Annotated in this window: 24 protein-coding genes and 1 pseudogene; 7 read left to right on the forward strand and 18 right to left on the reverse strand. The window is 71.9% G+C overall.

Annotated elements, in window-relative coordinates; all coding sequences use genetic code 11:
• Entirely contained in the window at nt 1-696 is a 696-nt protein-coding gene (locus tag BKK81_RS20285) for a Crp/Fnr family transcriptional regulator (RefSeq protein WP_071017180.1), read from the reverse strand.
• 173 nt (nt 697-869) lie between these two features.
• Here BKK81_RS20285 and BKK81_RS20290 point away from each other — a divergent pair, with 173 nt between their 5' ends.
• Both BKK81_RS20290 and BKK81_RS20295 read left to right on the forward strand, forming a co-directional pair.
• Nucleotides 870-1,652: a class II aldolase/adducin family protein gene (locus BKK81_RS20290; protein WP_071017182.1), complete on the forward strand. Its 783-nt coding sequence runs from the start codon at nt 870-872 to the stop codon at nt 1,650-1,652.
• A 169-nt stretch (nt 1,653-1,821) separates the two neighbouring features.
• A complete protein-coding gene (locus BKK81_RS20295; protein ID WP_071017183.1) occupies nt 1,822-2,751 on the forward strand; it encodes a 2-hydroxyacid dehydrogenase in 930 nt (309 codons plus the stop codon).
• Nucleotides 2,752-3,261: 510 nt separating this feature from the next.
• On the opposite strand, the pseudogene BKK81_RS20300 reads toward BKK81_RS20295, so the two are convergent.
• Both BKK81_RS20300 and dapB read right to left on the reverse strand, forming a co-directional pair.
• Nucleotides 3,262-3,621 (reverse strand): annotated as a pseudogene (locus BKK81_RS20300) (LysR family transcriptional regulator); the annotation flags it as partial.
• Between the two features lie 63 nt (nt 3,622-3,684).
• Nucleotides 3,685-4,467 (reverse strand): 4-hydroxy-tetrahydrodipicolinate reductase, encoded by a 783-nt coding sequence (gene dapB, locus BKK81_RS20305; protein WP_071017185.1) that lies wholly within the window; start codon nt 4,465-4,467, stop codon nt 3,685-3,687.
• Nucleotides 4,468-4,783: 316 nt separating this feature from the next.
• Here dapB and BKK81_RS20310 point away from each other — a divergent pair, with 316 nt between their 5' ends.
• Nucleotides 4,784-5,989, forward strand: coding sequence for an MFS transporter (locus tag BKK81_RS20310; protein ID WP_071017187.1), 1,206 nt, complete (start codon nt 4,784-4,786; stop codon nt 5,987-5,989).
• Nucleotides 5,990-6,001: 12 nt separating this feature from the next.
• On the opposite strand, the gene BKK81_RS20315 is transcribed toward BKK81_RS20310, so the two are convergent.
• The 6 genes from BKK81_RS20315 to BKK81_RS20340 all read right to left on the reverse strand — a co-directional run bounded on the left by BKK81_RS20315 (nt 6,002) and on the right by BKK81_RS20340 (nt 11,437).
• Complete coding sequence (locus BKK81_RS20315; protein WP_071017190.1) at nt 6,002-6,790, reverse strand: enoyl-CoA hydratase/isomerase family protein; 789 nt, start codon at nt 6,788-6,790, stop codon at nt 6,002-6,004.
• 48 nt (nt 6,791-6,838) lie between these two features.
• Nucleotides 6,839-7,669 carry an SDR family NAD(P)-dependent oxidoreductase gene (locus BKK81_RS20320; protein WP_071017191.1) on the reverse strand — a complete coding sequence of 277 codons (831 nt, stop codon included), beginning with the start codon at nt 7,667-7,669 and terminating at the stop codon, nt 6,839-6,841.
• Between the two features lie 68 nt (nt 7,670-7,737).
• Nucleotides 7,738-8,157, reverse strand: a complete 420-nt coding sequence (locus BKK81_RS20325; protein ID WP_071017193.1) for a MaoC family dehydratase — start codon at nt 8,155-8,157, stop codon at nt 7,738-7,740.
• Between the two features lie 19 nt (nt 8,158-8,176).
• On the reverse strand, nt 8,177-8,617 hold the full coding sequence (locus BKK81_RS20330) for a MaoC family dehydratase N-terminal domain-containing protein (protein ID WP_071017195.1): 441 nt from the start codon (nt 8,615-8,617) through the stop codon (nt 8,177-8,179).
• Nucleotides 8,618-8,619: 2 nt separating this feature from the next.
• Complete coding sequence (locus BKK81_RS20335; protein ID WP_071017196.1) at nt 8,620-9,804, reverse strand: lipid-transfer protein; 1,185 nt, start codon at nt 9,802-9,804, stop codon at nt 8,620-8,622.
• 31 nt (nt 9,805-9,835) lie between these two features.
• The gene (locus tag BKK81_RS20340; protein ID WP_071017198.1) at nt 9,836-11,437 is read right to left on the reverse strand and encodes a long-chain-fatty-acid--CoA ligase; all 1,602 of its coding nucleotides are present in this window, start codon (nt 11,435-11,437) and stop codon (nt 9,836-9,838) included.
• A gap of 140 nt (nt 11,438-11,577) precedes the next feature.
• On the opposite strand from BKK81_RS20340, the gene BKK81_RS20345 reads away from it, so the two are divergent.
• Entirely contained in the window at nt 11,578-12,600 is a 1,023-nt protein-coding gene (locus BKK81_RS20345) for an AraC family transcriptional regulator (protein ID WP_231908182.1), read from the forward strand.
• 236 nt (nt 12,601-12,836) lie between these two features.
• Here BKK81_RS20345 and BKK81_RS20350 read toward each other — a convergent pair whose 3' ends face one another.
• Entirely contained in the window at nt 12,837-14,177 is a 1,341-nt protein-coding gene (locus BKK81_RS20350; protein ID WP_083384305.1) for a citrate synthase family protein, read from the reverse strand.
• A gap of 193 nt (nt 14,178-14,370) precedes the next feature.
• Between BKK81_RS20350 and BKK81_RS20355 the strand changes: the two genes are divergently transcribed.
• Entirely contained in the window at nt 14,371-15,141 is a 771-nt protein-coding gene (locus tag BKK81_RS20355; RefSeq protein ID WP_071017201.1) for an SDR family NAD(P)-dependent oxidoreductase, read from the forward strand.
• 58 nt (nt 15,142-15,199) lie between these two features.
• On the opposite strand, the gene BKK81_RS20360 is transcribed toward BKK81_RS20355, so the two are convergent.
• The 4 genes from BKK81_RS20360 to BKK81_RS20375 form a co-directional block, all read right to left on the reverse strand.
• A complete protein-coding gene (locus tag BKK81_RS20360; RefSeq protein ID WP_071017204.1) occupies nt 15,200-16,615 on the reverse strand; it encodes a class II fumarate hydratase in 1,416 nt (471 codons plus the stop codon).
• 5 nt (nt 16,616-16,620) lie between these two features.
• On the reverse strand, nt 16,621-17,649 hold the full coding sequence (locus BKK81_RS20365) for a tripartite tricarboxylate transporter substrate-binding protein (protein ID WP_071017206.1): 1,029 nt from the start codon (nt 17,647-17,649) through the stop codon (nt 16,621-16,623).
• Between the two features lie 102 nt (nt 17,650-17,751).
• Nucleotides 17,752-19,152: a cation:dicarboxylate symporter family transporter gene (locus BKK81_RS20370; RefSeq protein WP_071017208.1), complete on the reverse strand. Its 1,401-nt coding sequence runs from the start codon at nt 19,150-19,152 to the stop codon at nt 17,752-17,754.
• A gap of 29 nt (nt 19,153-19,181) precedes the next feature.
• Entirely contained in the window at nt 19,182-20,555 is a 1,374-nt protein-coding gene (locus tag BKK81_RS20375) for a class-II fumarase/aspartase family protein (protein ID WP_071017210.1), read from the reverse strand.
• Between the two features lie 129 nt (nt 20,556-20,684).
• On the opposite strand from BKK81_RS20375, the gene BKK81_RS20380 reads away from it, so the two are divergent.
• Nucleotides 20,685-21,419 carry a GntR family transcriptional regulator gene (locus BKK81_RS20380; protein ID WP_071017212.1) on the forward strand — a complete coding sequence of 245 codons (735 nt, stop codon included), beginning with the start codon at nt 20,685-20,687 and terminating at the stop codon, nt 21,417-21,419.
• Nucleotides 21,420-21,474: 55 nt separating this feature from the next.
• On the opposite strand, the gene BKK81_RS20385 is transcribed toward BKK81_RS20380, so the two are convergent.
• The 4 genes from BKK81_RS20385 to BKK81_RS20400 all read right to left on the reverse strand — a co-directional run bounded on the left by BKK81_RS20385 (nt 21,475) and on the right by BKK81_RS20400 (nt 25,427).
• A complete protein-coding gene (locus BKK81_RS20385) occupies nt 21,475-21,999 on the reverse strand; it encodes a gamma carbonic anhydrase family protein (RefSeq protein WP_071017213.1) in 525 nt (174 codons plus the stop codon).
• Between the two features lie 159 nt (nt 22,000-22,158).
• Nucleotides 22,159-23,181, reverse strand: a complete 1,023-nt coding sequence (locus BKK81_RS20390) for a tripartite tricarboxylate transporter substrate binding protein (RefSeq protein WP_071017215.1) — start codon at nt 23,179-23,181, stop codon at nt 22,159-22,161.
• An 81-nt stretch (nt 23,182-23,262) separates the two neighbouring features.
• On the reverse strand, nt 23,263-24,360 hold the full coding sequence (locus BKK81_RS20395) for a CaiB/BaiF CoA transferase family protein (RefSeq protein ID WP_071021900.1): 1,098 nt from the start codon (nt 24,358-24,360) through the stop codon (nt 23,263-23,265).
• A 119-nt stretch (nt 24,361-24,479) separates the two neighbouring features.
• Entirely contained in the window at nt 24,480-25,427 is a 948-nt protein-coding gene (locus BKK81_RS20400; RefSeq protein WP_071017217.1) for a hydroxymethylglutaryl-CoA lyase, read from the reverse strand.
• Nucleotides 25,428-25,692: 265 nt separating this feature from the next.
• Here BKK81_RS20400 and BKK81_RS20405 point away from each other — a divergent pair, with 265 nt between their 5' ends.
• The gene (locus tag BKK81_RS20405; protein ID WP_083384308.1) at nt 25,693-26,706 is read left to right on the forward strand and encodes a LysR family transcriptional regulator; all 1,014 of its coding nucleotides are present in this window, start codon (nt 25,693-25,695) and stop codon (nt 26,704-26,706) included.
• Nucleotides 26,707-26,714 lie beyond the last annotated feature (8 nt).

The following is a 26,714-nucleotide window of genomic DNA, read 5'->3' on the forward strand; positions in this document are numbered from 1 at the left end:
CTACCGCCCCGCCAGCCGCTGCAAGGCCTGCGGCGCCACCAGCTCGATCTCGCGGTAGCGGCGCCGTATCCAGCCGGCGGCCTCCCAGGCCTGCAGGTACTTGGCCACCGTCTGGCGCGAGCGGTTGACCATGTCGCCCAGCTCCTCGGCGGAGATATGCACCACGCGCTCGGTGCTGTCCGCCAGTTCGAGCAGCCGCTCGGCCATGCGCGCGTCCACCGGCGCCTGCTGCGCGCTCTCCGCGTGGTCGAAGGCCATGCGCAGCCGCGCGCAGATCTGGCGCACGATCAGCTGCATGCCTTCCGGATGCACGGCCAGGATGCGCTGGAAGTCGTGCCAGCCCAGCGCCACCAGCTCGGTGCTGCCGACCGCGAAGCCGTCATGCGTGCGCGGCTTGCCATCGAGCAGCGAGATCTCGCCGAACCACTGGCCGCGCCCGACCACGGCGTAGACCGCCTCACGCCCGCCCGCGCTGACGCGGCTCATGCGCGCCCGCCCCGACAGCACCAGGTAGAAGTTGGTCGGCGCATCGCCGCGCGCGAAGATCATCTCGCCATCGGCGTAGCGCTCGCGGCGCGCGGCCTTGGCCACGGCATCGAGCACGCGGGCCGGGGCGTTGCGCAGCCAGCCCGATGCGAGCACGCCGCGCGGCAGAGGCGCCTGCGGCTCCGCCGCCTTGGCCGCCGCCTTGGCCACTGTCCTGCCCCTCGCCCTGGCACCGCCCTTGCCGGCACTTCCTGCCTCTCGCTTCACATCCGTCCCCCCGCCCGATGACACCGAGATTGTCCAGGACTTAACAGACTTTGGCATCGTCCCCGGCGCAGAATGCCTCGACCCCACAGGAAACGACAAGCCAAGGAGACACGGACATGGCACAGATGCAACGGGTGGAGACGGGCAAGGATTCCGTCAAGCAGCGCGTATCCGACGCGGAATGGCAGACCCGCGTGGACCTCGCCGCGGCTTACCGGCTGGTGGCGCACTTCGGCTGGGACGACCTGATCTTCACGCATATCTCGGCGCGCGTGCCGGATGCGCCGGACCAGTTCCTGATCAACCCCTACGGCATGCTGTTCGACGAGATCACCGCGTCCAGCCTGGTCAAGGTGGACCACCACGGCGCGCCGGTGCTGGAGACGCCGTACGACGTCAACCCGGCCGGCTTCATCATCCACAGCGCGGTGCACGAGGCGCGCCCGGAGATCGGCTGCGTGATGCATACCCATACGCCGCACGGCGTGGCGGTGTCGGCGCAGAAGGAGGGCCTGCTGGCGATCTCCCAGCAGGCGATGTTCGCGCGCATGGGCCTGGCCTACCACGACTACGAGGGCGTGGCGCTGCGCGAGGACGAGAAGGCGCGGCTGGTGGCGGACCTCGGGCGCGGCAAGCAGATGATCCTGCGCAACCACGGCCTGCTGACCTGCGGGCGCTCGGTGGCCGACGCCTTCCTGACCATGTACACGCTGGAATCGGCCTGCCGCATCCAGATCCTGGCGCAGAGCGGCGGCTCGACCCTGACCACGGTGCCCGAGTCGGCCAGCGCCGACGTCGGCGAGCAGGCCCGCCAGGCCACCAAGGGCAAGGGCTCGGGCCTGGCATGGCCGGGCCTGCTGCGCCGGCTCGACCGCATCCAGCCGGATTTCCGCAACTGATCCCGCGGCATACGCAGCATACGCGGCATCCCCAGGCAAGCGCGCGAATGCCGCGCAAGCCGAGACGCTCGACGGGCCGGGCCGACGACACGGCCGGCCCCGACAGCAGGCGGCCGCCCCCGGGGGCGGCCGCTCACGCATCGTCAAGACCATCCGAACACGCACCCCCATGGCCATTCTCGTTCACCTGCCCTCCTTCATGGCAACCCCCATCACCGCCGCCCTGCGCGAGGCCGCGCCCGACATTCCGGTCTGGAACGGCCGCGAGAACGCGCCCGCGGACGAGGTCGAGGCCCTGCTGGCCTGGGGCCTGCGGCCCGGCGTGGTGCCCGCCTTTCCCAAGCTGCGCCTGGTGTGCGCGGCAGCAGCCGGCGTCGACAAGCTGCTGGCCGCGCCCGACCTGCCGGCCGCCCTGCCGGTCACGCGCGTGGTCGACCCCGGCCAGCAGACCGGCATCGCCCATTACGTGCTGGCCACCGCGCTGCGCCACGCCCGCGCGCTGGGCACCTATGCCGAGCAGCAGCGGCGCGGCGAATGGCAACGCCATCCGGGCCGGCCGCTGTCGCGCTGCCGCGTGGGGGTGCTGGGACTGGGCGAGATCGGCAGCGCGGTGGCACGCACCTTCGCCGCCATCGGCTTCCCGGTGGCAGGCTGGAGCCGCGGCGGCAAGGGCCTGCCCGGCGTGGCGGACTTCACCGGCGACGACGGCCTGGCCGCGCTGCTGGCGCAGAGCGACATCCTCGTCTGCACGCTGCCGCTGACGCCGCAGACACACGGCCTGCTGAACCGGCGCACGCTGTCGATGCTGCCGGCCGGCGCCTACTTCATCAACGTGGGCCGCGGCGAACACGTGGTCGAGCCCGACCTGCTCGCCCTGCTCGACGCCGGCCACCTCGCCGGCGCGGCGCTCGATGTCTTCTCCAAGGAGCCGGTCGAAGCGGGCGACCCGGTGTGGAACCATCCTCGCATCGAAGCCACGCCGCATATCGCCTGCGATCCCTCATACGAGCTGGTGGCACAGCAATGCGTCGAGAACCTGCGCCGCGCGCGCGCCGGCCAGCCGCTGCTGAACCTGGTGGACCGGGCGGCGGGGTATTGAGGCAGGGCGGATGGCGCAATGCAGGCGCGATGCAGGCTCCCGAGCGCGCCGGTTGCCTCCCCGCTCCAGACCGACGGCCTCGTCCAGTGCGACGCCGTACGCATCACGCCGGCCCGCTCCCCTCTCCCGCCTGCGGGAGAGGGGCCGGGGGAGAGGGCAGGCGCCGGCTGAACGTGGCGGCGTGGATCGCACTGATGGCTTCGATTCCGTGCTCGTCCGTGCTCGTCGGCTGGACCACGCCGACGGCTTCGATTCCGTGCTTGCGTGCTGGATCACACCGGCGGCTTCGATTCGGTGCTCGCGTGCTGGATCACACCGGCGGCTTCGATTCGGTGCTCGCGTGCTGGATCACACCGGCGGCTTCGTTGGGCGTGGCGCCTTGCTAAACCACCCCTCTCCCCCGTCCTCTCCCCGCGCGGGGAGAGGGAGCCAAGACCTCGTGCTTGGCGATTGGTGTTGGCGCACCAGTCGGCTTCGGCAAGCGCATCGTGCCGTCCCGCGCAGCACCTCTGCGAAGCGCTGCACCTGCAGCAGCGCCGCCACCGCCGGCAGCGCCAGGTAGTTGGGCAGCACGCCGAGCCGCAGCTCGCCCAGCAGGCCGGCGGCACTGCGCTGCGCGCGCTCGCGGCTGGCCTGCAGCCCGGCCAGCAGTTGCCTGGCATCGCGCAGGAAACCGGTGCCGGCGGCGGTCAGCTCCACGCCCTTGGGCAAGCGCCGCAGCAGCGGCGTGCCGATGGCCTCTTCCAGTTCCTGGATCTGGCGCGACAGCGCCGGCTGCACGATGCCGACCGATCGGGCGCCGGCCACCACGCTGCCGGCCTCGGCCACGGCAATGATGTAGCGCAGGTAGCGCAGCTCGATGCGGCGCAGGTCGGCTGCCCCGCTGCCGCCCTGCGCACGCTCCGTTCTGGCGATGTCCGACACGGTGCGGCGTCAGCCCGGCGCGCCGAGACCCAGCACGTCCTGCATGTCGTATTCGCCCGGTTGCCGGTGCACCACCCAGCGCGCCGCCGCGAGCGCGCCGCGCGCGAACATGCTGCGGTCGCGCGCGGAATGGGACAGCGTCAGGATCTCGTCTTCCGCGGCGAACATCACGCTGTGCTCGCCGACGATGCCGCCGGCGCGCAGCACGGCAAAGCCGATCTCGCCCGGCGGGCGGGCGCCGGTGATGCCGTCGCGCCCCCGCTGCGCCACCGCCTCGAGCGCCACGCCCCGCCCCTGCGCGGCGGCTTCGCCCAGCATCAGCGCGGTGCCCGACGGCGCGTCGACCTTGCGCCGGTGGTGCGCCTCGACGATCTCGATGTCCCACTCCTGCTGCGGCAAGGCCTTCGCCACGCGCGCCACCATGCCCAGCAGCAGATTGAGGCCCAGCGAGAAGTTGCCCGAGCGCACGATGGGGATATACCGCGCGGCGGCGGCGATGGCCGCCAGGTCCTCGTCCTCGAAGCCCGTCGAGCCGATCACCAGGGCCGGCCCCCCACGCGCGGCGCAGGCGGACGCCAGGGCGGCGGACGCCGCGCCGCTGGTGAAATCGATCACCACGTCGGCCTGCGCCAGCGCGGCCGTCAGCTCGACCTGGCCGTCGGCCGCCGCGCTGCCCGCGCGCGCGATGCGGGCCACCACCGCCAGCGTCGGGTCCTGCCCCGCCAGCTCGATCACGGCCCGGCCCATATGGCCCCGCGCTCCGGCGATAGCGATGCGGATAGGTGTGGTCATGCCTGTGTTCCTCATGGATGCCTGGTGGCCGGGGGAGCCATGCCGGATGCCACCGGCTGGCCTCCCCTGCCATACCTTTCAAGCATAGCAAAGCGTACTCGATAGCATTGGAGTGGATCGGCGGCGCCACGGTGACGGCGCGGCGGTTGCAGGAGCTGGGCGCGCGCCCACACTGCTGGCGTATCTCCCCGTGCGGGGTGTGCGCCGCGCGAAGACACCCTGCAGACGTCTAGACCAATCCGCGTATTGATCCATCTTCCCTGCGGCACGTGCCGATGCTTAAATGGGCGCCTCCCGATCACCGCCCCGTGCCGCCATGAGCGATCCGCGCAGCGCCACCTTCTCCGGCGATTCCGGCCTTCCCGCAGCCTCGGCGCGCCGCCGCGCGCTGGTCGCCGCCTGCACCGCCCACGCTATCCATGACGGCCTGACCGACCTCATCTACGTGCTGCTGCCGATCTGGCAGTCGCAGTTCGGCATCAGCTACGCGCTGGTCGGACTGCTGCGCGGCTCGTACTCCGGCATGATGGCCGGCTTCCAGTTGCTGGCCAGCCGCGCGGCGCGGCGCTGGGGCCGCGAACGCCTGCTGGTGGGCGGCACGGCGCTGGCCGGCCTGGCCTATCTCGTGGCCGGGCAGGCCGGCGGCGTGGCGGTGCTGCTGGGCGCGCTGCTGCTGGGCGGGCTGGGCGCCAGCACCCAGCATCCGCTGGCGTCGTCGCTGGTGACCGAGGCGCATGAGGCGGGCGGCGGCGTGAAGGAGGCGCTGTCGCAGTACAACTTCGCCGGCGACATCGGCAAGACCCTGATCCCCGGCGCGGTGGGCCTGCTGCTGGCGGTGGCGAGCTGGCGCGCCAGCGTGACCCTGATGGGCCTGCTGGGCCTGGCCGCCGCCGCGCTGCTGTGGTGGCTGATCCCGGCGCGCGCCGGCGCCGTCGGCCCGGGCAAGGCCGCCAAGGCCACCGCGGGCGAGGGCTCGGCGAGCGGCCTGCGCGCGCTGCTGCTGACCGGCACGCTGGACAGCGCGGTACGCATGGGCTTCCTCACCTTCCTGCCCTTCCTGCTCAAGGGCAAGGGCGCGGGTACCGCCGGCATCGGCCTCGCGCTGTCGCTGCTGTTCGTCGGCGGCGCCTTCGGCAAGCTGTTCTGCGGCTACCTGGGCGCGCGCATCGGCATGATGAAGACGGTCTGGATCACCGAGTCCGGCACCTCGCTGCTGATCCTGGCGGCGGTGTGGCTGCCGCTGCCCGCCATGATGGCGATGCTGCCGCTGCTCGGGCTGGCCCTGAACGGCACCTCCTCGGTGCTGTACGGCGCGGTGCCGGAACTGGCCGGCGCCGGCAGGCGCGACCACGCCTTCGCGCTGTTCTATACCGGCACCATCGGCGGCGGCGCGCTGTCGCCGGTGCTGTTCGGCCGCCTCGGCGACGTGGCCGGCATGACCGCCGCCGTGGTCACGCTGGCGGTGATGCTGCTGCTCACCTTGCCGCTGTCGTGGCAGGTGCAGAAGGGGCTGCAGCGCTGAGGGCGGGCGGCATCAGCCGCCGGTGAAACGCGGCGGCCGCCGTGCCACGAAGGCCTGCACCCCTTCGCGCGCATCGGCGCTGCCGGCCCGTTCGCGCAGCAGGGCATGCTCCAGGTCCAGGTGGGCCTGCAGGCTGCGCCCGGGCAATCCGCCGCACAAGGTCTTGATGGCGGCCAGCGAGCCCGGCGCCGCCTGCGCCAGCCGCGCCGCCAGATCTTCCGCCGCCCGGGGCAGTGCCGCGTCCGCGTAGAGCGCGTCGACCACACCGTGCGCCAGGCAGCCTTGCGCGTCGATCGCCTCGCTCAGCATCAGCCATTGCTGGGCCCGTACCGCGCCGATGCGGCGCGCCAGGAACCAGGACGCGCCGAGGTCGGGCGACAGGCCGATGGCGGCATAGCCGGTGCGCAGTTTCATCGACTGCGCCGCCAGCACGAAGTCCGCGCACAGCGCCAGCCCGATGCCGGCGCCGCCGATCGGGCCGTTCAGCGCCGCGACCACCGGCAGCGGCGCCGTCGCCAGGCGGTGCAGCGCCGGGTGCAGCGGCGCCAGGATGTCGTCGACCAGGCCTGCCAGGCCGTCGCCCGCCGCGGCGAACTCGTCGATGTCGCCGCCCGCGCAGAAGATGCGCCCCTCGGCCGCCAGCAGCACCACGCGCGGCCGCGCCGCCAGCACCGCGTCGATGGCGCGCACCAGCGCCCGGCTGGCGCCGCGCGAGATGGCATTGGCGCGCTCCGGCCGCTTCAGCACGATGCGTCCGACCGGCCCGTCCACGCCCCAGGCGATCCCCTCTTCCTGTTCCATCGTTTCCTCCTTCTCCTCCTGTTGGTCCCCTTGGTCCTTGCCCGCGGCTCAGATGCCGGTCAGGCCGCCGCTGCACACCAGCGTCTGCCCGCTGACGTAGTCCGACTCCGGGATGCACAGCAGGTACACCGCACCGGCGGCCTCCTCCGGCGTGCCGCCGCGGCCGAGCGGGATGCCCCGCTCCATGGCCGCCAGCAGGTCCGGGTTCACGCCGACCTTGATGTCGCGACCCTCGATGCGGGCGGTCGAGTCCTGCGCCGCGCTGCCGGTCAGCCGGGTCTGGATCAGGCCGAAGGCGACGCAATTGACGGTGACCTGCATGCGTCCCCACTCCTTGGCCAGCGTCTGCGTCATGCCGACGATGCCGGCCTTGGCGGCGGAGTAGTTGGCCTGGCCGGCGTTACCGAACAGTCCGGCCACCGACGAGATGTTGACGACCTTGCGCACCACGCGCCGGCCGGCCTCCGCCTCGGCCTTCGACAGGCCGCGGATCACCGGCTGGGCGGCGCGCAGGATGCGGAACGGCGCGGTCAGGTGGCAGTCGAGCATGGCATGCCACTGCTCGTCCGTCATCTTCTGGATCACGTTGTCCCAGGTATAGCCGGCGTTGTTGACGAGGATGTCCAGGCCCTGGTATTCGGCCATCGCGGTGCCGACGAAGCGCTCGGCGAAATCCGGCGCGGTGACGCTGCCGAGGCAGGCCACCGCCTCGCCGCCGGCGGCGCGGATGGCGTGCACGGTGTCCTCGGCGGGGTCGGCGTCGAGGTCGTTGATGACCAGGCGTGCGCCTTCGCCGGCCAGCTTGAGCGCGATGGCGCGGCCGATGCCGCGGCCGGAGCCGGTGACGAGGGCAACCTTGCCTTCGAGTCTGCGGGTCATGATGGCGTCTCCTTTGCTATGTCTGTGTGATCTGTGCGGTCTCTGTGCGATCGGCTCGCCCGCGCCGGTCAGGGCAGCGCCACCAGCGCTTCGCCGGCGATCTTGACCTGCCCGAACTGGTTGGTGCTGCGCACCTCGACGCGCACGCAGCGCTCGCCGCCGCGTTCGAGCTTCTCCAGCACCCGGCCGCTGCATTGCACCGCATTGCCGAGATGGGTGATGCCCTGGAAGCGCGCGTCGAAGCGGCGCAGCCGTGCCTGCGGCGCCCAGGCGGTCAGCAGGCGGCCCAGCCAGGCCATGCCCAGCATGCCGTGCGCGAACACGTCCGGCATGCCGGCCCGGCGCGCGTAGTCGAGGTCGATGTGGATCGGGTGGTGGTCGCCGGAGGCGCCGGCGAACAGCGCCAGCATGCGGCGGTCCACCGCGGGCAGGTGCAGGGGCGGCAGCGCGTCGCCGACCTGGACCGAAGCGAATTCAGGGCTTGCCATGGGGATTCCTCCGCGCCGCTCAGTGGCGCACGACGGTGAGCGAGCGCAGGCGCGCCACCGCTTCGCCGCGCTGGTTGACGACGTCGGACGCGACTTCGATGAACTCCAGCGCGCCGCCCTTCTTCTCATAGATGTCCTGGATGCGCGAACGCACCGTCACGGTATCGCCGGCCACCACCGGAGCCAGGTACTCGAAGCCCTGCTCCGCATGCAGGACCTTGGCGTGCGGCACGCCAAGCCGGTCCAGCATGCCGAACATGGCCCCCGAGTCCAGCTCGGCCGCGAACAGGAAGGTCGGCGGCGCGGGCAGGTCGGCATAGCCGGCGGCGCGCGCGGCCGCCTCGTCGCTGTAGATGGGATCGGTCTCGCCGATCGCCTTGGCGAAGAAGCGCACGCGGCCCCGCTCGACCGTCAGCACCGAGGCGCCGAGTTCATGGCCGATCCATTGCTTGTCGATCATGGTCAGCTCCTTTCGTACAGCGTGACGACACAGGCGCCGCCCAGCCCCAGGTTGTGCTGCAAGGCCAGCCGGGCGCCCTCGACCTGGCGCGCGCCGGCCTGCCCGCGCAGTTGCTCGACCAGCTCGGTGCACTGCGCCAGCCCGGTCGCGCCGAGCGGATGGCCCTTCGACAGCAAGCCGCCCGAGGGATTGGTGACGACCTGCCCGCCGTAGGTGTTGTCGCCATCGTCGACGAACTTCTCGGCGCCGCCCACGGGGCACAGCCCGAGCGCCTCGTAGGTGATCAGCTCGTTGTGGGCGAAGCAATCGTGAAGCTCCGCCACGCGGATGTCTTCCGGCCCGACGCCGGCGGCCTCGTACACCTGCCTGGCGGCTTCGCGCGTCATGCTGAAGCCCACCACCTCGCGCATATCGCGCGCGTCGAAGGCCACGGGCGTGTCGGTGGTCATCGCCTGGGCGCGGATGCGCACCGTGGTGTCCAGGCCGTGGCGCCTGGCGAAGGCCTCCGACACCAGCAGCGCGGCCGCCGCACCGCAGGTCGGCGGGCAGGCCATCAGCCGGGTCATGACACCGGGCCAGATCATCGGCGAGGCCATCACCTCCTCCGCCGTGACCACGGTGCGGAACAGCGCCAGCGGATTGTTGGCGGCGTGGCGGCTGGCCTTGGCGCGGATCCGCGCGAACGTTTCCAGGCGCGTGCCGAATTCCTCCATGTGCGCCAGCCCGGCGCCGCCGAAGTAACGCAGCGCGAAGGGCACCCCGGGCACGTCGACCAGCTCCTCGGTCACGGCGTCGAAGCGTTCGAAGGGGCTGGGCCGGTCCTCGAACACCGAGCCCAGCGCGCCCGGCGTCATCTGCTCGAAGCCGAAGGCCAGCGCGCAGTCGACGGCGCCGCTCGCCACCGCCTGGCGCGCCAGGTACAGCGCGGTCGAGCCGGTCGAGCAGTTGTTGTTGACGTTGATCACGGGGATGCCCGTCATGCCGACCTCGTAGAGCCCGCGCTGGCCGGCGGTGGAGTCGCCGTAGACATAGCCGGCGTAGGCCTGCTGTACCTTGTCGTAGGCGAGGCCCGCGTTGGCCAGCGCGGCACGGATGGCACGGGCGGCCATCACCGGATAGGCTTCGCTCGCCCCCGGCTTGGAGAAGGGAATCATGCCGACGCCGGCGACGATCGCGGATGCAGTCATGGTGGCTCCTGGTGGATGGTTCGTGGGAGGACTAACCGACCTGGCGCGCCAGCGCTTCCCAATAGGGCTTGCGCAGCTCGGTCTTGAGGATCTTGCCGGCCCCCGAGAGGGGCATGGCATCGCGGAACTGGACGCTGCGCGGACATTTGTAGCCGGCGATCAGCGTCTTGCAGTGGGCGATCAGCGCCTCGGCCGCAACGTCGGCGCCGGGCCTGCGCACCACCACGGCATGCACGGCCTCGCCCCATTCCGCGCTGGGGATGCCGATCACGGCGCAGGACGCCACCGCGCCATGCTGGGCCAGCGCGTTCTCGACCTCGGCCGAATAGACGTTCTCGCCGCCGCTGATGATCATGTCCTTCATGCGGTCGACGATGAAGATGAAGCCGTCTTCGTCCATGTAGCCGCCGTCGCCGGTATGCATCCAGCCATCGCGCAGCGCCTCCGCGCTCTGTTCCGGCTTGTTCCAGTAGCCCTGCATCACGTTCGGTCCGCGCGCGACGACCTCGCCCACGCAGCCGCGCGGCGCTTCCCGCCCCAGCGGGTCGACGATGCGCACCTCGGTGCAATAACTGGCGCGTCCGGCGGAGCGCAGCTTGCCGAGGCCGCGGCCTTGTGCGCTGTGGTAAAGCGGCGGCAGGATGGTCGCCAGCGGCGACAGCTCGGTCATGCCGTAGGCCTGCACGAACTCCACGCCGGGCAGGGCCGTCATCGCGCGTTCCAGCACCGCTTCCGAGATCGGCGAGGCGCCATAGGCGATGGTGCGCAGCGCGCCCAGGTCGCGCGGCTGGCGCATGGCCGGATGGTCGACCAGCATCTGGATCATGGTCGGCACCAGCAGCACGTGCGTGACGCGGTCGCGCTCCAGCGTCTCCAGCACCCCTTCGACGGAGAAGGCGGGAACCACCGCATGGGTATTGCCCTCGATCCAGTGCGGCATGGCCAGGCCCATGTCGGCCAGGTGGAACATCGGCGCGGCATGCAGATAGGTGCCGCCGCGCGTCGCCAGGCCCTCGGCGTGCAGCGCCAGGCCGGAGCTGCACAGGTTGGCGTGGCTGAGCATGACCCCCTTCGGAAAACCGGTGGTGCCGCCGGTGTAGAAGATGCCCGCCAGGTCCTCGCCGCGCCGCATGGCATCGGGCACCGGGGCGGTGGCGGCCAGCAGGGCCTCGTAGCCGTGCATGCCGGGCGGCACGGCGCGCGTGCCGGGCGCGCCGTGACTGCCGCCGTCACCATCGCCGCCGTCATCGCAGTAGATCACTTCGCGCAAGGTGGTGGCCTCGCCGCGCACCTGCTCGACCAGCGCGCGGAAGTTCTCGTCCACCAGCAGGATGGTCGAGCCCGAGTCGTTCAGGGCATAGAGGATCTCCGCGGCGGACCAGCGCGTATTGCACGGGTTCATCACCCCGCCGCCCCAGGGCACGGCCATCTGGTACTCCACGTAGCGGTCGGAGTTCAGCGCCAGCATGGCCACGCGGTCGCCCTCGCGCATGCCGAGGGCCTGCAGCGCGCCGGCCAGGCGCGCCACGCGTTCCGCCAGCTGGCGGAAGGTGCGCTGGCGCCGGCCGCAGCGCACCGCGATGTGGTCAGGTTTCTGCTGCACCGCACGATGCAGCCCTTGGGTCAGGTACATGCTGGTCTCCGTCCCGCCCGCATGATTGCGGGTCGATTGCGTTATCGATGCCACCCATGTTAGAAACGCTGGCCCGAGCCGGCCATTGCAAACCGCATCGTTCCGATGGCAGAACACCTCAATCCATGGCACCGCCGCCCGTGACGTCCAAAGCCCCCGTGACCGTGCCCGTCGCCCTGGTGCACGGCATGCTCGCCGGCGTGCAGGCGCGCGGCGAACCCATCGACGGCTTTCTCCACGATGCCGGCATCGCGCGCGCGCCGCTGACGCACCCGGCTGCCCGCGTGACGGCCACGCAGTACGTGGCGCTGTTCCGCGTGCTGATCGAGCAGCGCGAGGACGAGTGCCTGGGCTTTCTCGCGCGCCCGCTGAAGCCGGGCAGCTTCGCGCTGGTCGCGCGCGCCGCGCTGAACGCGCGCGACCTCGACACCGCCATCCGGCGCGTGGCCCGCACCTTTTCCTTGCTGCAGGACGATGTCACGCTGGAACACCGGCGCGACGGCGCCCTCGCCGGACTCGCGCTGCGCTTCCACGAAGCGGCCACGGGCCGTCCGGTGTTCCTCCACGAGATGCTGGTGCGCGTGTTCTGGCGCCTGCTGGCCTGGCTGGCGGGCGGCCGCCTGCCGATCGCGCGCTTCGATTTCGCCTTCGGCAATCCGCCGCACGCTGCCAGCTACGGCAAGATCTTTCCCTCCGACCTGGAGTTCGGCCGCGAGCTGACCACCTTCTGGTTCGACGCGGCATGGCTGCAGGCTCCGATACGGCGCGACGAGGCCGCGCTGCGCCACTTCCTGGCCCATGCGCAGGCCAACATCATCGTGCCGCGCAGCGGCAACGACCTCGTCAGCGCGCGCGTGCGCACGCATCTGCAGGGCGCGCGGCCGGCCTGGCCGGACCTCGCCGAGACCGCCGGCGCGCTGCATATGTCGACCGCCACGCTGCAGCGGCGGCTGGCGCTCGAAGGCGCGTCCTTCCAGTCATTGAAGGATGCGCTGCGGCGCGACCTGGCGATCGAGCGCCTCAATACCAGCGCGGTGCCGCTGGCCGAACTGGCGCAGGAACTCGGCTTCACCGACAGCGCGGCCTTCCAGCGCGCCTTCAAGGGCTGGACCGGCAGCGCGCCGGGAGCGTATCGCCGGCGCGGCGGGGCGACGGACGCTTAGTGTCCCGAGTCTTCCATTCGTCGAGAAACCCGGTCCGTCGAGCAGCCGGGCGAGGCGGGGGCGAAGCGTTGCAAGGCCGGAGCCTTGCGGGCGGCGCTGGCAAGCGGAGAGGCGGCACGGCTGCGGGCGCCCGCCCTCCCCCCGCCCCTCTCCCGCGAGTGAGAGAGGGGAGCGACCGCCCGCCTGCGCGGCGGGCATTCGCCCTGCACCAAGCGCGGCTGACTCGGCGGCAACGCTCACCGGCGGCCGGACGACGGGGCGATCGCCTCCGCCACCAGCCGCTCGCCCCGGGGCGCGACGCGCTTGCCGGCGCGGTACTCGCGCCCGGGCGCGGCGGCGGATCCGACTTGCGGCCCGCCTGGTAGTCCGCCTGGTAGTCCGCCCCCCACCGGCCGCACCCCCACATAGGCCGCGCGCGGCCGGATCAGGCCCGGCTGCGTGCGCTGCTCCAGCCCATGGGCGATCCAGCCGACGGCCCGCCCCAGCGCGAACAGGCCGAAGGCGGCGCCGACGGGCAGGCGCAGATGCCTGCGCACGGCGACCAGGGCGAAGTCGATCGATGGCTGCAGGCCGGTCAGCGCGCTGGCGAGGGCGGCCAGCTGCTGCCAGCGGCGGTGCCTGGGCAGGACGCGGGACAGCAGCGCGGCTGCGCGCACGTCGCCATCGGGATACAGGTGATGGCCGAATCCCGGCAGGTCGCCGCCCCGGGCCAGGCGTTCGCGCATGCGGCGCTCGATCGCGTTCCTGCCCCGCTCGACACCCAGTTCATCCCACAAGATCTCGCCGCGCGCGGTGGTGGCGCCATGGCGGTCGCCGCTCAGCGCGGCGAGGCCGCCGATCACGCCCGCGCGCAGGCTGGCGCCGGTCGAGGCGATACAGCGGGCCGTGAAGCTCGAGGCATTGAGTTCGTGGTCCGCGCACAGTACCAGGGCCATGCGGATCAGTTCCGCGCCGGCGGCGTCCACGCCCCACGCCCGTGCGCACTGGAGATGGAGCGGTGCCACATCGGGCCGCGTGCCCAGCAGGCAGGCAGCCAGCAGGCGCAGGAGGTCGGCACACCCCCGCACCAGGTCCGCCGCGCAGGGCTGCTGCGCGGCGGTGGCGCTGTCCTCGCTGGCCACCGCGAACAGCGGCAGCAGGCTGGCCTCGGCGCGCTGGCCGCGGTAGTGCCGCTGCAGACCCGCCAGCGTGCGGGAGCGCGCCGGGGCGCGCGCGCCGAATGCAGCCGCGGCATCGCACTGCCACAACTGGGCCGCCACGTCTTCGAGCGTGGCGGCGGCGGCCAGCTCGGTGGCGCTGGTGCCGCGATAGAACAGGCGCCCGTGCTCGACCAGGGTGATGCCGGACTCGAGCACGGGCAGCCCCCAGTCGAGCGTTGCCTTGGCGACCTCCCCCGGCTTGCGGCCGCGCGCACGCTGCTGCGCCAGGCGCTCCACATCGGCGGCGAGATAGCGGCGCTCGCGCGCGCGCTCCGCTTCCCGCGCGCGCAGCAGGCCACGGCTGACGTAGGCGTAGAGCGACTGGCGCGAGACCCCGAGCCGCGCGGCGGCCTCGGCGGAAGTCAGGTAGGTCGGCATGGGATGGCCTTGGCTGGGAAGGGAAGAGAACGGAAGGGAACGGACAGGTTGATCGGCAGTATCAAGCTTGACGCCGCGGGCGCCGCGGACGATCGTTGCCGGCACGCCGGACGCGGCAGGCGCACGCAGCAGCGCGCCGCGGACGGCGCGGCATAGCACTGTACTTCAGGCACGCAACGAACGGAGCAAGTCGATGACCCAAGTGGTGATCATCAGCGGCGGCGGCACGGGCATCGGCCGCGCCGCCGCGGAACATTTCGCGCAACAGGGCGACCAGGTCGTCATCCTCGGACGACGCGGCGCGCTGCTCGAACAGGCCGCGCAGGCCATCGGCGGCCGCTTTCCCCAGGCACCGCCGGTGATCGCGCTGCAGGCCGACCTGGCCGCGCCGGACCAGGTCGAACGCGTGCGCGACGTCCTGCGCGCGCGCTTCGACGCCATCGACGTGATCGTCAACGCGGCGGGCGGGCACGTGCTGCGCCAGGTGCCCGCCGAGACCTATGCCGATGGCCTGGCCGGCGTGGCGCGCCGCTGGACGGACAACTTCCGCCTCAACACCCTGTCCGCCGTGCTGCTGACCGAGGCACTCGCCGACCAGCTGCGCGCGCCGGGCGGCCGCATCCTGTTCCTCAGCTCGATCGCCGCCTACCGCGGCTCGGGACAAGGCTGCTACGGCGCGGCGAAGGCCGCCCTGCACCCCTACAGCCAGGACCTCGCCAAGGCCCTCGGCCCGCGCGGCATCACGGTCAACGTGATCGCTCCGGGCCATGTACAGGACACCGGGTTCTTCGGCAGCGCCCTGTCGCCGGCGCAGCGCGACAGCAAGGCCGCCGAGGCCATGACCCTGCGCGCCGGCACGCCGCAGGACATCGCCGCCACCATCGGCTGGCTCGCCTCGCCCGGCGCGGCGCACGTCACCGCGCAGATCGTGCAGGTCAACGGCGGCGCCGAGCGGGGGCGCTAGTCCATTGCGTCAGAGAAGGCGCCCCCGGGCGGCGGTGCCTCTCGAATGACGCAGTGGACTAACGGCCGGGCACCGGTCCGGGGTCGCCGCCCCGCGCCATGCGGCGCGGGTCCACCAGGCGGTCATACGCCTGCGCCGTCAACAGCCCCAGCTCGACCGCCGCCTCGCGCGGCGCGATCCCCCGCGCCATGGCATGGCGCACGATCGCGGCCGCGCGATCGTAGCCGAGCACCGGGTTCAGCGCGGTGACCGCCAGCAGCGGGCTCTCCAGCTGCCGCGCCAGCCGTGCCTCGACCGGGCGCAGGCCGGGCACCAGGCGCGCGGCGGCCATGCGCGCGCTGTCGGCGAGCAGGCGGATCGACTGCAGGACGTTGTAGACCAGCACCGGCTTGGCCACGTTCAGTTCGAAGCTGCCCGAGGCGCCCGCCATGGTCACCGTGACGTGGTTGCCGGCCACCTGCATCGCCGCCTGCACCATGACCTCGGCGATGGTCGGGTTGCGCTTGCCCGGCATGATCGACGAGGTCAGGCCGTCGTCCGGCAGCAGCAGCTCGCCGAGGCCGCAGTGCGGCCCCGAGCCCATCCAGCGCAGGTCATTGGCGATCTTGGTGAAGGCGGCCGCGATCACGTTGAGGACACCGGAGAGCTCGAGCAGCGCGTCATGCGCGGCCATGCCCTCGACCTTGCAGGGATTGGGACGGAAGGCGAGGCCGGCGAGCCGGCCGGCTTCCTCGCAGAACGCTTCGGCGAAGCCCGCCGGCGCGTTGAGCCCGGTTCCCGCGGCGGTGCCGCCCTGCGGCAGCACCAGCAGGCGCGGCATGGCATCGTCCAGGCGCGCCACGGCATTGGCCACCTGCGCGGAAAAACCCTCGAAAGCCTGGCCCAGGGTGGTCGGGACGGCATCCATCAGGTGGGTGCGGGCGAGCTTGAGCACCCCGGCGAAGGCGTCGGCGCGCTCGCGCAGGCTGTCGCGCAGTTGCGCCAGTGCCGGCTGCAGGCGGTCCCGCACTTCAAGCGCGGCCGTGATGTGCATCACGCTCGGGAAGCTGTCGTTGGACGACTGCGAGGCATTGACGTGGTCGTTCGGATGCACCGGCGCCTTGCTGCCGAGCGGCTGGCCGAGCGTTGCGTTGGCACGGTTGGCGATGACCTCGTTGGCATTCATATTGGTCTGCGTGCCGGAGCCGGTCTGCCAGACGGTCAGCGGGAAGTGGGCATCGAGCGCGCCGCCGCGCAGTTCGTCCGCGGCGCGCAGGATCGCCTCGCCCAGCCGCGCTTCCAGCACGCCGCAGCGCAGGTTGGCGGCGGCGGCAGCCATCTTGTGCAGGCCGAAGGCATGGATCAGGCAGGCCGGCAGGCGCTCCTCGCCGACCGCGAAGACGCCGAGCGCACGCTGCGTCTGCGCGCCCCAGTACTTGTCTGCCGGGATCTCGACCGGACCGAATGCGTCGTGCTCGATACGATGGGTGGCCATGGCGCTCAGTCCAGCGAGATGCCGGCCTTGGCCGCCACCGTCTTCCAGCGCGCGACCTCGGCCTCGGTGTGCCGCGCCAGCGCGCTGCCGGTGTACTGCTCGGGCGGCAGCAACTGGATCGCCTGCGCCGACAGCCGGGCGCTGAAGGCCTTGTCCGCCATCACTTTCAGGTAGGCCTGCTGCAGGCGTTCCAGCGCTGCCGGCGGCGTGCCCCGCGGCGCGTAGAGCCCGTACCAGGTGCCGGCCTCGAAGCCGGGCAGCACGGTTTCCGCCAGCGTGGGCACATCCTTGAGCTGCGGCACGCGCACCGCCGAGGTGACGGCCAGCGCGCGCACCTTGGACTCGGCGATCTGCGGCAATGCGGTGTTGGTCTGGTCGAACATGCCGTCGACCTGTGCCCCGATCACGTCGATCAGGGCCGGGCCGGCGCCCTTGTACGGCACCAGCGCCACCTTCATGCCCGCCGCCGACGCGAACATGGCCGCGACCAGGTGCGAGGTGGAGCCCATGCCGGCATTGCTGAGGAAGAGCTTGCCGGGGTGCGCCCTGCCATAGTCGACCAGGGCGCGCACGTCCTTGGCGGGATGGTCCTTGCGCACCATCAGCACCATCGGCGTGTCCGGGAAGCGGAACACCGCGGCGAAGTCCTTGACCGGGTCGTACGGCAACTTCTTGTACAGCGCGGGCGCCGCGCCCATATAGCCCATGTGGCCGACCAGCAGGGTATAGCCGTCGGCCGGCGCGCGCGCCGCCTTGGCCGCGCCGACCGTGCCGCCCGCGCCGGGCGAGTTGTCGATGACGATGGACTGCCCCACTTCGCGCGCGACGCGCTCGGCGATGCTGCGCGCAAGCGCATCGGTGGGACCGCCGGCGGCGAAGGGCACGATCCAGGTGATCGGCTTGGCGGGGTAGGCCTGGGCCTGGGCCGTGCCGGCGATGGCCGCGAGCACGGCGAAGGCGGCGCCGGCCGCCACCGCGCCGAGGCGGGCGGAGGCGCGCTGCGCGCGGCCTGCATGGGATGGAAGGGATTGCATCCGGTGTCTCCTCTGTCTTGTATCGGTTTCTGGTTCTGCCGCAGCGGATTGCCGCGGATTGCGTGCGCGTCGCTTCATGCGGGCGGCAGCGCCGCCCCCGGCTCAAAGCGCCCGCGCTTTCTGCAGCGGCACGCCGCTGTCCTGGCGGCCGGCGCCCTGCGCGGTGCCCGCCGGCAGCATGCCGCCGTCGAGCACCGCGTCGGCCACGGCCTCGGGGTAGCGCTCGGGATACAGCTGCCGCCTGGCGGCCTCGGCATCGAAGGTGCCCGACCACTTGGCGACGACAACCGTGGCCACGCTGTTGCCGATGGTGTTGCAGGTGGCGATGGCCATCGACAGGAAGCGGTAGACGCCGAAGATGACTGCCAGGCCCTCCACCGGCAGCAGGCCGGTCGAGGTGACGGTGGCGGCGAACACGACGAAGGAGCCGCCCGACACCGTGGCCGCGCCCTTGGAGGTCAGCAGCATCAGCACGAGGATGCCGAGCTGGTGGTCCAGCGTCAGCGGCACGCCGTAGGCATGGGAAATGAACATCACGCCCATGGCCATGAAGATGGAGGTGCCATCGAGATTGAAGGCGTAGCCGGTGGGCAGCACCAGGCCGACGGTCTGCCTGGCGCAGCCGAGGCGCTGCAGCTTGATCAGCAGGCGCGGCAGCGCGCTTTCCGAAGAGGCCGTGCCCAGCACGATCAGCACCTCCTCCTTGATGAACCGCAGGAAGCGCCACAGGCTGAAGCCGGCCAGCCGCGCGATCAGGCCCAGCACCACGGCGATGAAGAGCGCCACCACGGCGTAGAAGCTCAGCACGAACTGCGCCAGCGCCACCAGCACCGCCGAGCCGTTGCTGCCGACCGAGTACGCCACCGCGCCGAAGGTGCCGATCGGCGCCAGCTTCATGACGAGGTTGATGAAGGAGAACAGCACCTCGGAGATGGTGTCCAGCCCGGCATTGATCTTCTCGCGGCGCGCTTCCGGGATGGCGAGGATGCCGATGCCCACCATCACCGCCAGCACCACCACCTGCAGCAGCTCGCCCTTGGCGAAGGCGCCGACGAAGTTGTCCGGCACGATGTGCATCATGAACTCGAGGATGCCCTGCGGCGCCGCCTTGGCGGCGGCCGGCGCGGCGCCCGCGGCCACGTGGCTCATGCCCTTGCCGGTCTGCAGCAGGTTGCCGGCCAGCATGCCGGCCATCAGCGCGAGGGTGGAGATCACCTCGAAGTAGACGATGGAGCGCCAGCCGACCCGCCCCGCGCTCTTCACGTCGCCGGCCGAGGCGATGCCGTGCACGATGGTGAGGAACACCAGCGGCGCCACACCGGCCTTGATCAGGGACAGGAACATGTCGCCGAGCAGCTTGAGCTTGGCGGCGAAGGCGGGCAAGGCGAAGCCGACCGCGATGCCGAACGCCAGCGCGACCAGCACCTGCATGCCGAGCCTGCGGTACCACGGCAGCGGCCGCGCCGGCGCCGCAGCGGGCGCCTGGATGGGTGTGTTGTGCATGATGTCTTCCTCCACCTGACCCCGGAACCTCAAGCCACCTGGCGCGACAAGGCAAGCGCGCGGTCGACCATCTGCGGCGCCAGGCCCAGGTAGTTGGCCGGGTCGACCAGGCGCTCGATGGCGGCGCGGTCGAAGTGGCGCGTCACCTCGGGCAGGGCGCTGAGCGCGTCGGCCAGCGTGCCGCCGCTTTCATTGACGGTGCGGCAGGCGTCGTAGACCACGTCGTGCGCCTGCTGGCGGCCGATGTGGGGCGCCATGCCCATCATCACGGCCTCGGCCACGATCAGGCCGTTGGAGAGGCCGAGGTTGTGCTTCATGCGGGCCGCGTCGACGATCAGGCCGCCGAGCGCGAACCTGGCCTGGTGCAGGGCCCCCGCGGTCAGCATGAAGCTCTCGGGGATGGCGATCCACTCGGCGTGCCAGGGCCCGGTGGCGCGCTCGAAGTCCTGCACCATCGCATCGACCATCAGCCCGGCGTGCTGCCGCACGGCCTTGGACGCAGCCAGCATCAGCTCGCTGGAGATCGGGTTGCGCTTCTGCGGCATGGTGCTGCTGGCGCCGCGCCCCTTGACGAAGGGTTCATACACCTCGGCGAACTCGGTCGAGGCCATGATCATGATGTCGAGCGCGATCTTGCCGAGCGAACCGGTCACCAGCGCGAGCAGGTTGACCGCCTCGGCGAAGCCGTCGCGCGCCACGTGCCAGGTGGTGGCGGGCACGCCCAGGCCGAGTTCCTCGGCCAGCGCACGCTGAACCGCGAAGCCAGCCTCGCCCAGCGAGGCCAGCGTGCCGGCGGCGCCGGCGAATTCGACCACCGCCACGCGCGGGCGCAGTTCGGCCAGGCGCTGCTGGTGGCGGTCGAACATGGCCAGCCAGATCGCCGCCTTGTAGCCGAAGGTCACGGGCAGCGCCTGCTGCAGGTGGGTGCGGCCCGCCATCGGCGTATCGCGGTGGCGCAGCGCCAGGCCGGCGAGAATGCCGCGCAGTGCGCGGATGTCGGCGTCGATGCTGTCGAGCGCGTCGCGCACCTGCAGCGCCACCGCCGTATCCATGATGTCCTGCGTGGTGGCGCCCCAGTGCACGTAGCGGCCCGCCTCGCCGCACATGGCCACGAGCTGGTGCACCAGCGGCAGGATCGGGTAGCCGACGATGTCGGTCTCCTCGCGCATGTGCTCGAAGTCGAGGCGCTCGATGCGGGCTTCACTGGCGATGACGGCGGCGGCCTCGGCGGGAATCACGCCGACGCGCGCCTCGGCCTTGGCCAGCGCGACCTCGACGTCGATGTAGCGCTGCACCAGCGCGCCGTCGGAGAAGATCTGGCGCATCGCCTGGGTGCCGAAGGCGTCACGGAACAGTGCCGAGTCGATGACGGTGCTGGCGGCGGGAATGGAGTAGGTGGACATGGTGCTACCTTGTAGGGTCGGGACGGGTTCGCTAATATGTTCGAACATATTCGACATTAAATATGTTCGAACATATCGGCGCCATGGGGGTTAACCCGCCCGCATCTTTTGGTGACGTAGACAACACAGATGAGCAAAAGCAATTCGGCGGACATCACCCGGCAACTGCTGGACGGGATCACCACGGGACGCCTCCCGGTGGGCACGCTGCTGCCGACGGAATTCGAGCTGTGCGAGCAGTTCCAGGCCAGCCGCTACACCATCCGCGCGGTGCTGCAGGAACTGCAGGAACTGGGGCTGGTGTCGCGCCGCAAGAACGTGGGAACACGCGTCGAGGCGACGCGGCCGAAGGCCGTGTTCCGCCCCACGCTCGCCTCGGTGGACGACCTGGTGCAGTTCGGCGCGGAGCACCTGCGCGTGGTGCAGGCGGTGGAGACGGTGGCGGTGGCGGGGGAAGCCGCGCGCGAGATCGGCTGCGCCGAGGGCACGCCCTGGCTGCGCATTGCCAGCGTGCGCCTGCGCGAAGGCGCGCGGACGGCGCCGATGGCCTGGACCGATGTCTACATCGATCCCGCCTACGAGGAAATCGGCGAGGAGGTCCGGCGCTCGCCGGACAAGCTGGTCAGCGCTCTGATCGAGTCGCGCTACGCGCGCCAGATCGCGGAGATCCAGCAGGACGTGCGCGCCTCGACGCTGGCCGATGCGCGCATCGCGCAGGCCCTGCAACTGGAACCGGGCGCCGCCGTGCTGAAGATCGTGCGCCGCTACATGGATGCGGCCGGCGAGACCTTCGAGGTCTCGGTCACCGTGCATCCGGCCGAGAGCTTCTCGGTCTCGATGCGCTTGAAGCGCTCGGCAGGCTAGCGGCTAGTGGCCTGGGCCTGGCATCCGTTGGCTCCGGACACCGGCGTGCGGGAGCTCAGCCGATCCGCTCCAGCTCCGTGCGGTAGGCCTGCGCCCGCCGCACATAGTCCTCGGCATTGGCGCGCAGGTTCGCCACCTCCTCGTCGCTGAGCGTGCGCACCGCCTTGGCCGGCGAGCCCAGGATCAGCGAGCGCGGCGGAAAGGCCTTGCCTTCCGTCACCAGCGCGCCGGCGGCGACCAGCGACTCGGCGCCGATCACCGCGCGGTTCAGGATCACCGCCTGGATGCCGACCAGGCTGCCATCGCCCACCGTGCAGCCGTGCAGCATCGCCTGGTGGCCGATGGTGACGCCCGCGCCGATGTCCAGCGGACAGCCGGGGTCGGTGTGCAGCACCGCGCCTTCCTGCACATTGCTGCCAGCGCCCAGGCAGATGGTTTCGTTGTCGGCGCGGATCACCGCGCCGGGCCAGACACTGGCCTGCGCGGCCAGTTCGGCGCGGCCGATCACGGTGGCCTCGGCGGCGACGTAGGCGGAGGCGGCGATGGCGGGCGCGTGCCCGCCCAGTCGGTAGAGAGGCATGTCGGGTAGTGTGGGCTGCGGGTTGCGGGTTGCGGGTTGCGGGTTGCGGGTTGCGGGTTGCGGGTTGCGGGTTGCGGGTTGCGGGTTGCGGGTTGCGGGTTGCGGGTTGCGGGCTGCGGGCTGCGGGATGTGGGAAGCGCGGCGGGTCGTGCGGCCCGTCTATTCGACGACCACGTGGCTGGCCTTGACCAGGCGCGCATAGCGCTCGGCCTCGGCGCGGAAGAAGCTCGCCGCGGCAGCCGGCGTGCCGGGCTCGACCACGGTGGCGAGCCGCTTCATGGCGTCGGCGACCTCGGGGCTGGTGAAGGCGGCGGCGAAGGCGTCGTGGATGCGCTGGACGTCGGCCGGCTTCATCCCGGGCGGGCCGATCACGGCGAACCAGCCCTCGACGTCGTAGCGCGGCAAACCCTGTTCGGCGATGGTCGGCAGGTCCGGCGCCGCCGGCGAGCGGGCGTGGCCGCACAGGCCGATGGCGCGCAGCGTGCCGGCCTTCAGGTACGGCAGCACCGCGTTCAGCGCCACCACGCCCATCTCGACCTGGCCGCCCAGCAGGTCGGTGATCATCGGCCCGGTGCCCTTGTAGGGCACGTGGTGGGCCTTGACGCCCGCCTCGCCCAGGAACATCTCGCCGGCCAGGTGGAGGATGGTGCCATTGCCGGACGAGGCCAGGTTGTAGGCATCGGGCTTCGCCTTGAGCAGCGCCACCAGTTCCTTGACGTTCTTCGCCGGCACCTTGGGATTGACCACCAGCACCAGCGGCGTGGCGCCGATCACGCTGATGGCGGTGACGTCCTTGACGGCATCGAAGGGCATCGCGCGGTACACGCTCGGATTGATGACGTGGTTGTTCGACACCAGGCCGAGCGTGTTGCCGTCCGGCTGCGCCTTGACCACCGCCGCCGCGCCGGTGATGCCGCCCGCGCCCGGCAGGTTCTCGATCACCACCGGCTGCCCGAGCGCCTTGCCCAGCGCGGGGGCGGCGGCGCGCGCGATGACGTCCACGCCCGAGCCGGCGCTGATCGGCAGGATCAGCCTGAGCGGCCTGCCGCCCTGGGCCAGGGCCGGCGCCGGTGGCAGGCAGGCCGCGGCGGCGGCGAGCGCCGCCAGCTTCAGCAGGGTGCGGCGGGCGGGCCGGGCGGGGGAGTCGGCGTGCGCGGGGGCACGCGGGTCGGGCTGGTGCATGGTTGTCTCCGGTCTGGGTTTTGTCTTGTCCTGGCTCTGTCGTGGCCTTGTCTGCGCGCTCGACGACGGGGCGCCGCGCGCTCAGCTGCCGCCGCACGCCTCGGCGCGCCCGGGAAAGAGTTCGGCGTTGTGTTCGCCGGCCTTCGGCAAGGGGCGGCGCACGCCAGGGCGGCGCCCGCCCATCAGCAGCGGCAGCAGCACCGTGGGGGCGACGCTGCCGTCGTCCATCGGCATCGGCACCAGCCCGCCGCTGCCCACCAGGTGGGGGTCGTCCAGCAACTGGTCCGGGCGCATGATCGGCGCGTAGGGCACCCCGGCCGCTTCCAGCCGGGGGGCCAGGTCTTCGGCGCGGTGGTGCCGCAGGATGGCGCCCAGCGCTTCCAGCAGTTGCGGGCGCACGGCCACGCGCGCGGCGTTGTCGGCGTACTCGGGGCGCGTGGCCAGCTCCGGGTGGCCCAGCACCTTGCACAAGGTGATGAACTGCTTGTCGCTGACCGCGCCGATGAAGAGCTGCTCGCCGCCGGCCAGCGTGAAGACGTCGTACACGCTCCAGGCCGAGACGCGCGCCGGCATCGGCGGCGGGATCTCGCCCGTCATGGCGAACTGCTGCATGTGCTGGGCGGCCAGGAACACGCAGTTCTCGAACAGCGCGCTCTGGATCTCCTGCCCGCGGCCGGTACGCTCGCGCTCGCGCAGCGCGGCCAGCACGCCGATGGCGCCGAACATGCCGCCCATGATGTCGTTGACCGAGGCGCCGGCACGCAGCGGGCGTCCCGGCGGGCCCGTCATGTAGGACAGGCCCGCCATCATCTGCACCACTTCGTCGAGCGCCAGCCGCTTCTCGTACGGCCCCGGCAGGAAGCCTTTGTGCGAGGCGTAGACGAGGCGGGGAAAGCGGGCCGACAGCGCCTCGTAGCCGAGGCCGAACTCCTGCATCAGGCCCGGGCGGAAGTTTTCCAGCAGCACGTCGCACTGGCCGGCGAGCTCGATCGCGGCAGCCTGTCCGGCGGCGGTGGTGATGTCCAGCACCACGCTCTTCTTGTTGCGGTTGAAGGCGCGGAAGAAACCGATGCCCAGGCCGGGCAGCCGGCGCGTCTTGTCGCCGCCGGGCGGCTCGACCTTGATCACCTCGGCGCCGAGGTCGGCCAGGATCATGCCGCAGGTGGGGCCCATCACCATATGGGAGAACTCCACCACGCGGAGGCCGGCGAGCGGCAGCGCGCCGGCCTCATCGGGCCTGCCGGCGCGAGCGGCCGCCAGGGTGTCTTCGTGCTCGTCGATGGCCATTGCGTCTCTCCTCAGGCCGCCGCGCGCGCGGGCGCCGCGGCAAAGGTCCTGGGCAGGCCCGCGCGCGCCAGCGTGCCATGCAGCGTCTCGCCCTGCAGCCACCCGGCCACCTCGGCACGCAGGGACAGCAGGCGGCCGATGTCGAGGCCGGTGTCGATGCCCATGCTGCCCAGCATGTAGGCCAGGTCCTCGCTGGCGACGTTGCCGCTCGCGCCGGGCGCGTGCGGGCAGCCGCCGATGCCGGCCAGGCAGGCGTCGAAACGTGTCACGCCGCATTGCAGTGCCGCCAGCACATTGGCCAGCCCGAGCCCGCGCGTGTCGTGGAAGTGGCCGCACCACAGGCGCTCGCCGGCGATGGCGAGGGCCCGTTCGAACAGCGCGCCGACCATGGCGGGGTCGGCATAGCCGACGGTGTCGGCAAGGCTGACGCGGTCGGCGCCGGCATCGAGCAGCGCCTGCATCAGGCGCAGCACTTCGCCGGCATCGACCGCGCCCTGGATGGTGCAGCCGAAGGCGGTGCCGACCCCGCCCTCGATCAGCGTGCGCGCACCGGCCGCGTCGCGCGCCGCGCGCATGCGGGCCACCTCCGCGACCACCTCGTCCGGGGTCTTGCGCAGGTTGGCCAGGCTGTGGGCATGGCTGGCGGAGAGCGGCACCACCATCAGGTCGGCGCCGCTGGCGATGGCGTCCTGCGCGCCGCGCAGGTTCGGCACCAGCACCGAGACCGACAGGCCCGGCAGGGTACGCGCGAAGGCCACCAGCTCGGCGGTGTCGGCGAGCTGCGGCAGCCGGCGTGCCGGCACGAAGGAGCCGACCTCGATCTCGCGCTGGCCGGCGGCGTGCGCGGCGGCGATCCAGGTCTTCTTGTGCGCGGTCGGCAGGATCGCCTGCAGGCTCTGCAGGCCGTCGCGCAGGCCGACCTCGCGGATCACGGCGCGGCGGGGGTAGGTAGAGGTCATGGCGGAGAACGGGGAACGGGAATCGGGAATCGGGAATCGGGGAAGCGGGAATCGGTGGGGAGGGCTTCCCGGCGGGAAGCGACGGGATTCACTCTATGGCCTTCCGCTGTCCTGGAGAAGCGATGATTTGCGCACGATAACTTTCCGAAATGGAAAGCCTTGCGCCGCGGCCTCGGCTGGCGGTAACGTTGCCGGGTCGGCATCCTCCCGGCCCGCTGCCGGCCCGTGCCTTCCCGACCGGAACCCTGGACTCCCCACCTGCGCCATGCGAGACCTCGACCTCACCACCCTGCGCCTGTTCGTCGCCGTCTGCGAGACGCGCAATATGGCGCGCGCCGGCGAACAGGAACACATCGTGGCCTCGGCCATCAGCAAGCGGCTGGCACAGTTGGAGGAAACGGTGGGCGCCACGCTGCTGGAACGCCGCCGCCGCGGCGTGATCCCGACGCCTGCCGGCGAGATCGTGCTGGCCCACGCGCGCGCCATGCTGGCCGCCGCCGGCCGCGTGGCGCGCGACATGGCCGACTACGGCGCCGGCGTGCGCGGCCAGGTGCGGCTGCTCGCCACCACCTCGTCACTGGCGGAATCGCTGCCGGACGACATCGCCGCCTTCCTGCGCCAGCCGGAGCACCGCGATATCGGCGTCACCATCGAGGAGAGTCTCAGCACGGAGATCGTGCGCTCGCTGCGCGAAGGCTCGGCGCCGCTCGGCATCTGCTGGGATGCGGCCGACCTGGAGGGCTTCCAGACCCGGCCCTACCGCAGCGACCACCTGGCCGTGGTGGTGCCCGCCACCCATCCGCTGGCACGGCTGGAGGCCTGCCGCTTCGAGGACACACTGGCCTTCGACCAGGTCGGCATGCCGGCGCAGACGGCCGTGCAGACCATGCTGGAGCGGCACGCCGCCATCCTCGGCCGGCGCATCGCCTACCGTGCCGTGGTGTCCACCTTCGAGGCCGCGCTGCGCTGCGTGCGGGCCGGACTGGGCATCGCCGTCTTCCCGGCGGAAATCGCGCGGCAGGTCGCGCCGGCGCTGGGGCTGTGCATCATCCCCTTGCGCGACGGCTGGGCACGGCGCCGCTTCGCCATCTGCTTCCGCGACGTCGCCCTGCTCTCTCCCGCCGCGCAACTGCTGGTCGGCTTCCTCGAGCGCAGCGCGGCGGCAGCGCCGGACCCGGTGCGGGAGCCCGCCGGCATCGGGCCGGCCGGCGCTTCCGGCGCTTCCGGCGCGCGGCCGCCGCGTACGGCGCGCCAAGGCAGGCAGCGCCCCACCCGCTAGCCGGCGCG

Source organism: Cupriavidus sp. USMAHM13, assembly GCF_001854285.1.
Lineage (GTDB): Bacteria > Pseudomonadota > Gammaproteobacteria > Burkholderiales > Burkholderiaceae > Cupriavidus > Cupriavidus malaysiensis.

What these genes read in the sequence shown, in the direction of transcription:
- BKK81_RS20400 (WP_071017217.1), bottom strand. Translation starts at nt 25,427, where the DNA reads ATGACCTCTACCTACCCCCGCCGCGCCGTGATCCGCGAGGTCGGCCTG.
- BKK81_RS20395 (WP_071021900.1), bottom strand. Translation starts at nt 24,360, where the DNA reads ATGGTGATGGGCCCCACCTGCGGCATGATCCTGGCCGACCTCGGCGCC.
- BKK81_RS20290 (WP_071017182.1), top strand. Translation starts at nt 870, where the DNA reads ATGGCACAGATGCAACGGGTGGAGACGGGCAAGGATTCCGTCAAGCAG.
- BKK81_RS20390 (WP_071017215.1), bottom strand. Translation starts at nt 23,181, where the DNA reads ATGCACCAGCCCGACCCGCGTGCCCCCGCGCACGCCGACTCCCCCGCC.
- BKK81_RS20315 (WP_071017190.1), bottom strand. Translation starts at nt 6,790, where the DNA reads ATGGAACAGGAAGAGGGGATCGCCTGGGGCGTGGACGGGCCGGTCGGA.
- BKK81_RS20385 (WP_071017213.1), bottom strand. Translation starts at nt 21,999, where the DNA reads ATGCCTCTCTACCGACTGGGCGGGCACGCGCCCGCCATCGCCGCCTCC.
- BKK81_RS20370 (WP_071017208.1), bottom strand. Translation starts at nt 19,152, where the DNA reads ATGCACAACACACCCATCCAGGCGCCCGCTGCGGCGCCGGCGCGGCCG.
- BKK81_RS20405 (WP_083384308.1), top strand. Translation starts at nt 25,693, where the DNA reads ATGCGAGACCTCGACCTCACCACCCTGCGCCTGTTCGTCGCCGTCTGC.
- BKK81_RS20310 (WP_071017187.1), top strand. Translation starts at nt 4,784, where the DNA reads ATGAGCGATCCGCGCAGCGCCACCTTCTCCGGCGATTCCGGCCTTCCC.
- BKK81_RS20330 (WP_071017195.1), bottom strand. Translation starts at nt 8,617, where the DNA reads ATGATCGACAAGCAATGGATCGGCCATGAACTCGGCGCCTCGGTGCTG.
- dapB (WP_071017185.1), bottom strand. Translation starts at nt 4,467, where the DNA reads ATGACCACACCTATCCGCATCGCTATCGCCGGAGCGCGGGGCCATATG.
- BKK81_RS20355 (WP_071017201.1), top strand. Translation starts at nt 14,371, where the DNA reads ATGACCCAAGTGGTGATCATCAGCGGCGGCGGCACGGGCATCGGCCGC.
- BKK81_RS20325 (WP_071017193.1), bottom strand. Translation starts at nt 8,157, where the DNA reads ATGGCAAGCCCTGAATTCGCTTCGGTCCAGGTCGGCGACGCGCTGCCG.
- BKK81_RS20295 (WP_071017183.1), top strand. Translation starts at nt 1,822, where the DNA reads ATGGCCATTCTCGTTCACCTGCCCTCCTTCATGGCAACCCCCATCACC.
- BKK81_RS20335 (WP_071017196.1), bottom strand. Translation starts at nt 9,804, where the DNA reads ATGACTGCATCCGCGATCGTCGCCGGCGTCGGCATGATTCCCTTCTCC.
- BKK81_RS20360 (WP_071017204.1), bottom strand. Translation starts at nt 16,615, where the DNA reads ATGGCCACCCATCGTATCGAGCACGACGCATTCGGTCCGGTCGAGATC.
- BKK81_RS20365 (WP_071017206.1), bottom strand. Translation starts at nt 17,649, where the DNA reads ATGCAATCCCTTCCATCCCATGCAGGCCGCGCGCAGCGCGCCTCCGCC.
- BKK81_RS20320 (WP_071017191.1), bottom strand. Translation starts at nt 7,669, where the DNA reads ATGACCCGCAGACTCGAAGGCAAGGTTGCCCTCGTCACCGGCTCCGGC.
- BKK81_RS20375 (WP_071017210.1), bottom strand. Translation starts at nt 20,555, where the DNA reads ATGTCCACCTACTCCATTCCCGCCGCCAGCACCGTCATCGACTCGGCA.
- BKK81_RS20380 (WP_071017212.1), top strand. Translation starts at nt 20,685, where the DNA reads ATGAGCAAAAGCAATTCGGCGGACATCACCCGGCAACTGCTGGACGGG.
- BKK81_RS20350 (WP_083384305.1), bottom strand. Translation starts at nt 14,177, where the DNA reads ATGCCGACCTACCTGACTTCCGCCGAGGCCGCCGCGCGGCTCGGGGTC.
- BKK81_RS20340 (WP_071017198.1), bottom strand. Translation starts at nt 11,437, where the DNA reads ATGTACCTGACCCAAGGGCTGCATCGTGCGGTGCAGCAGAAACCTGAC.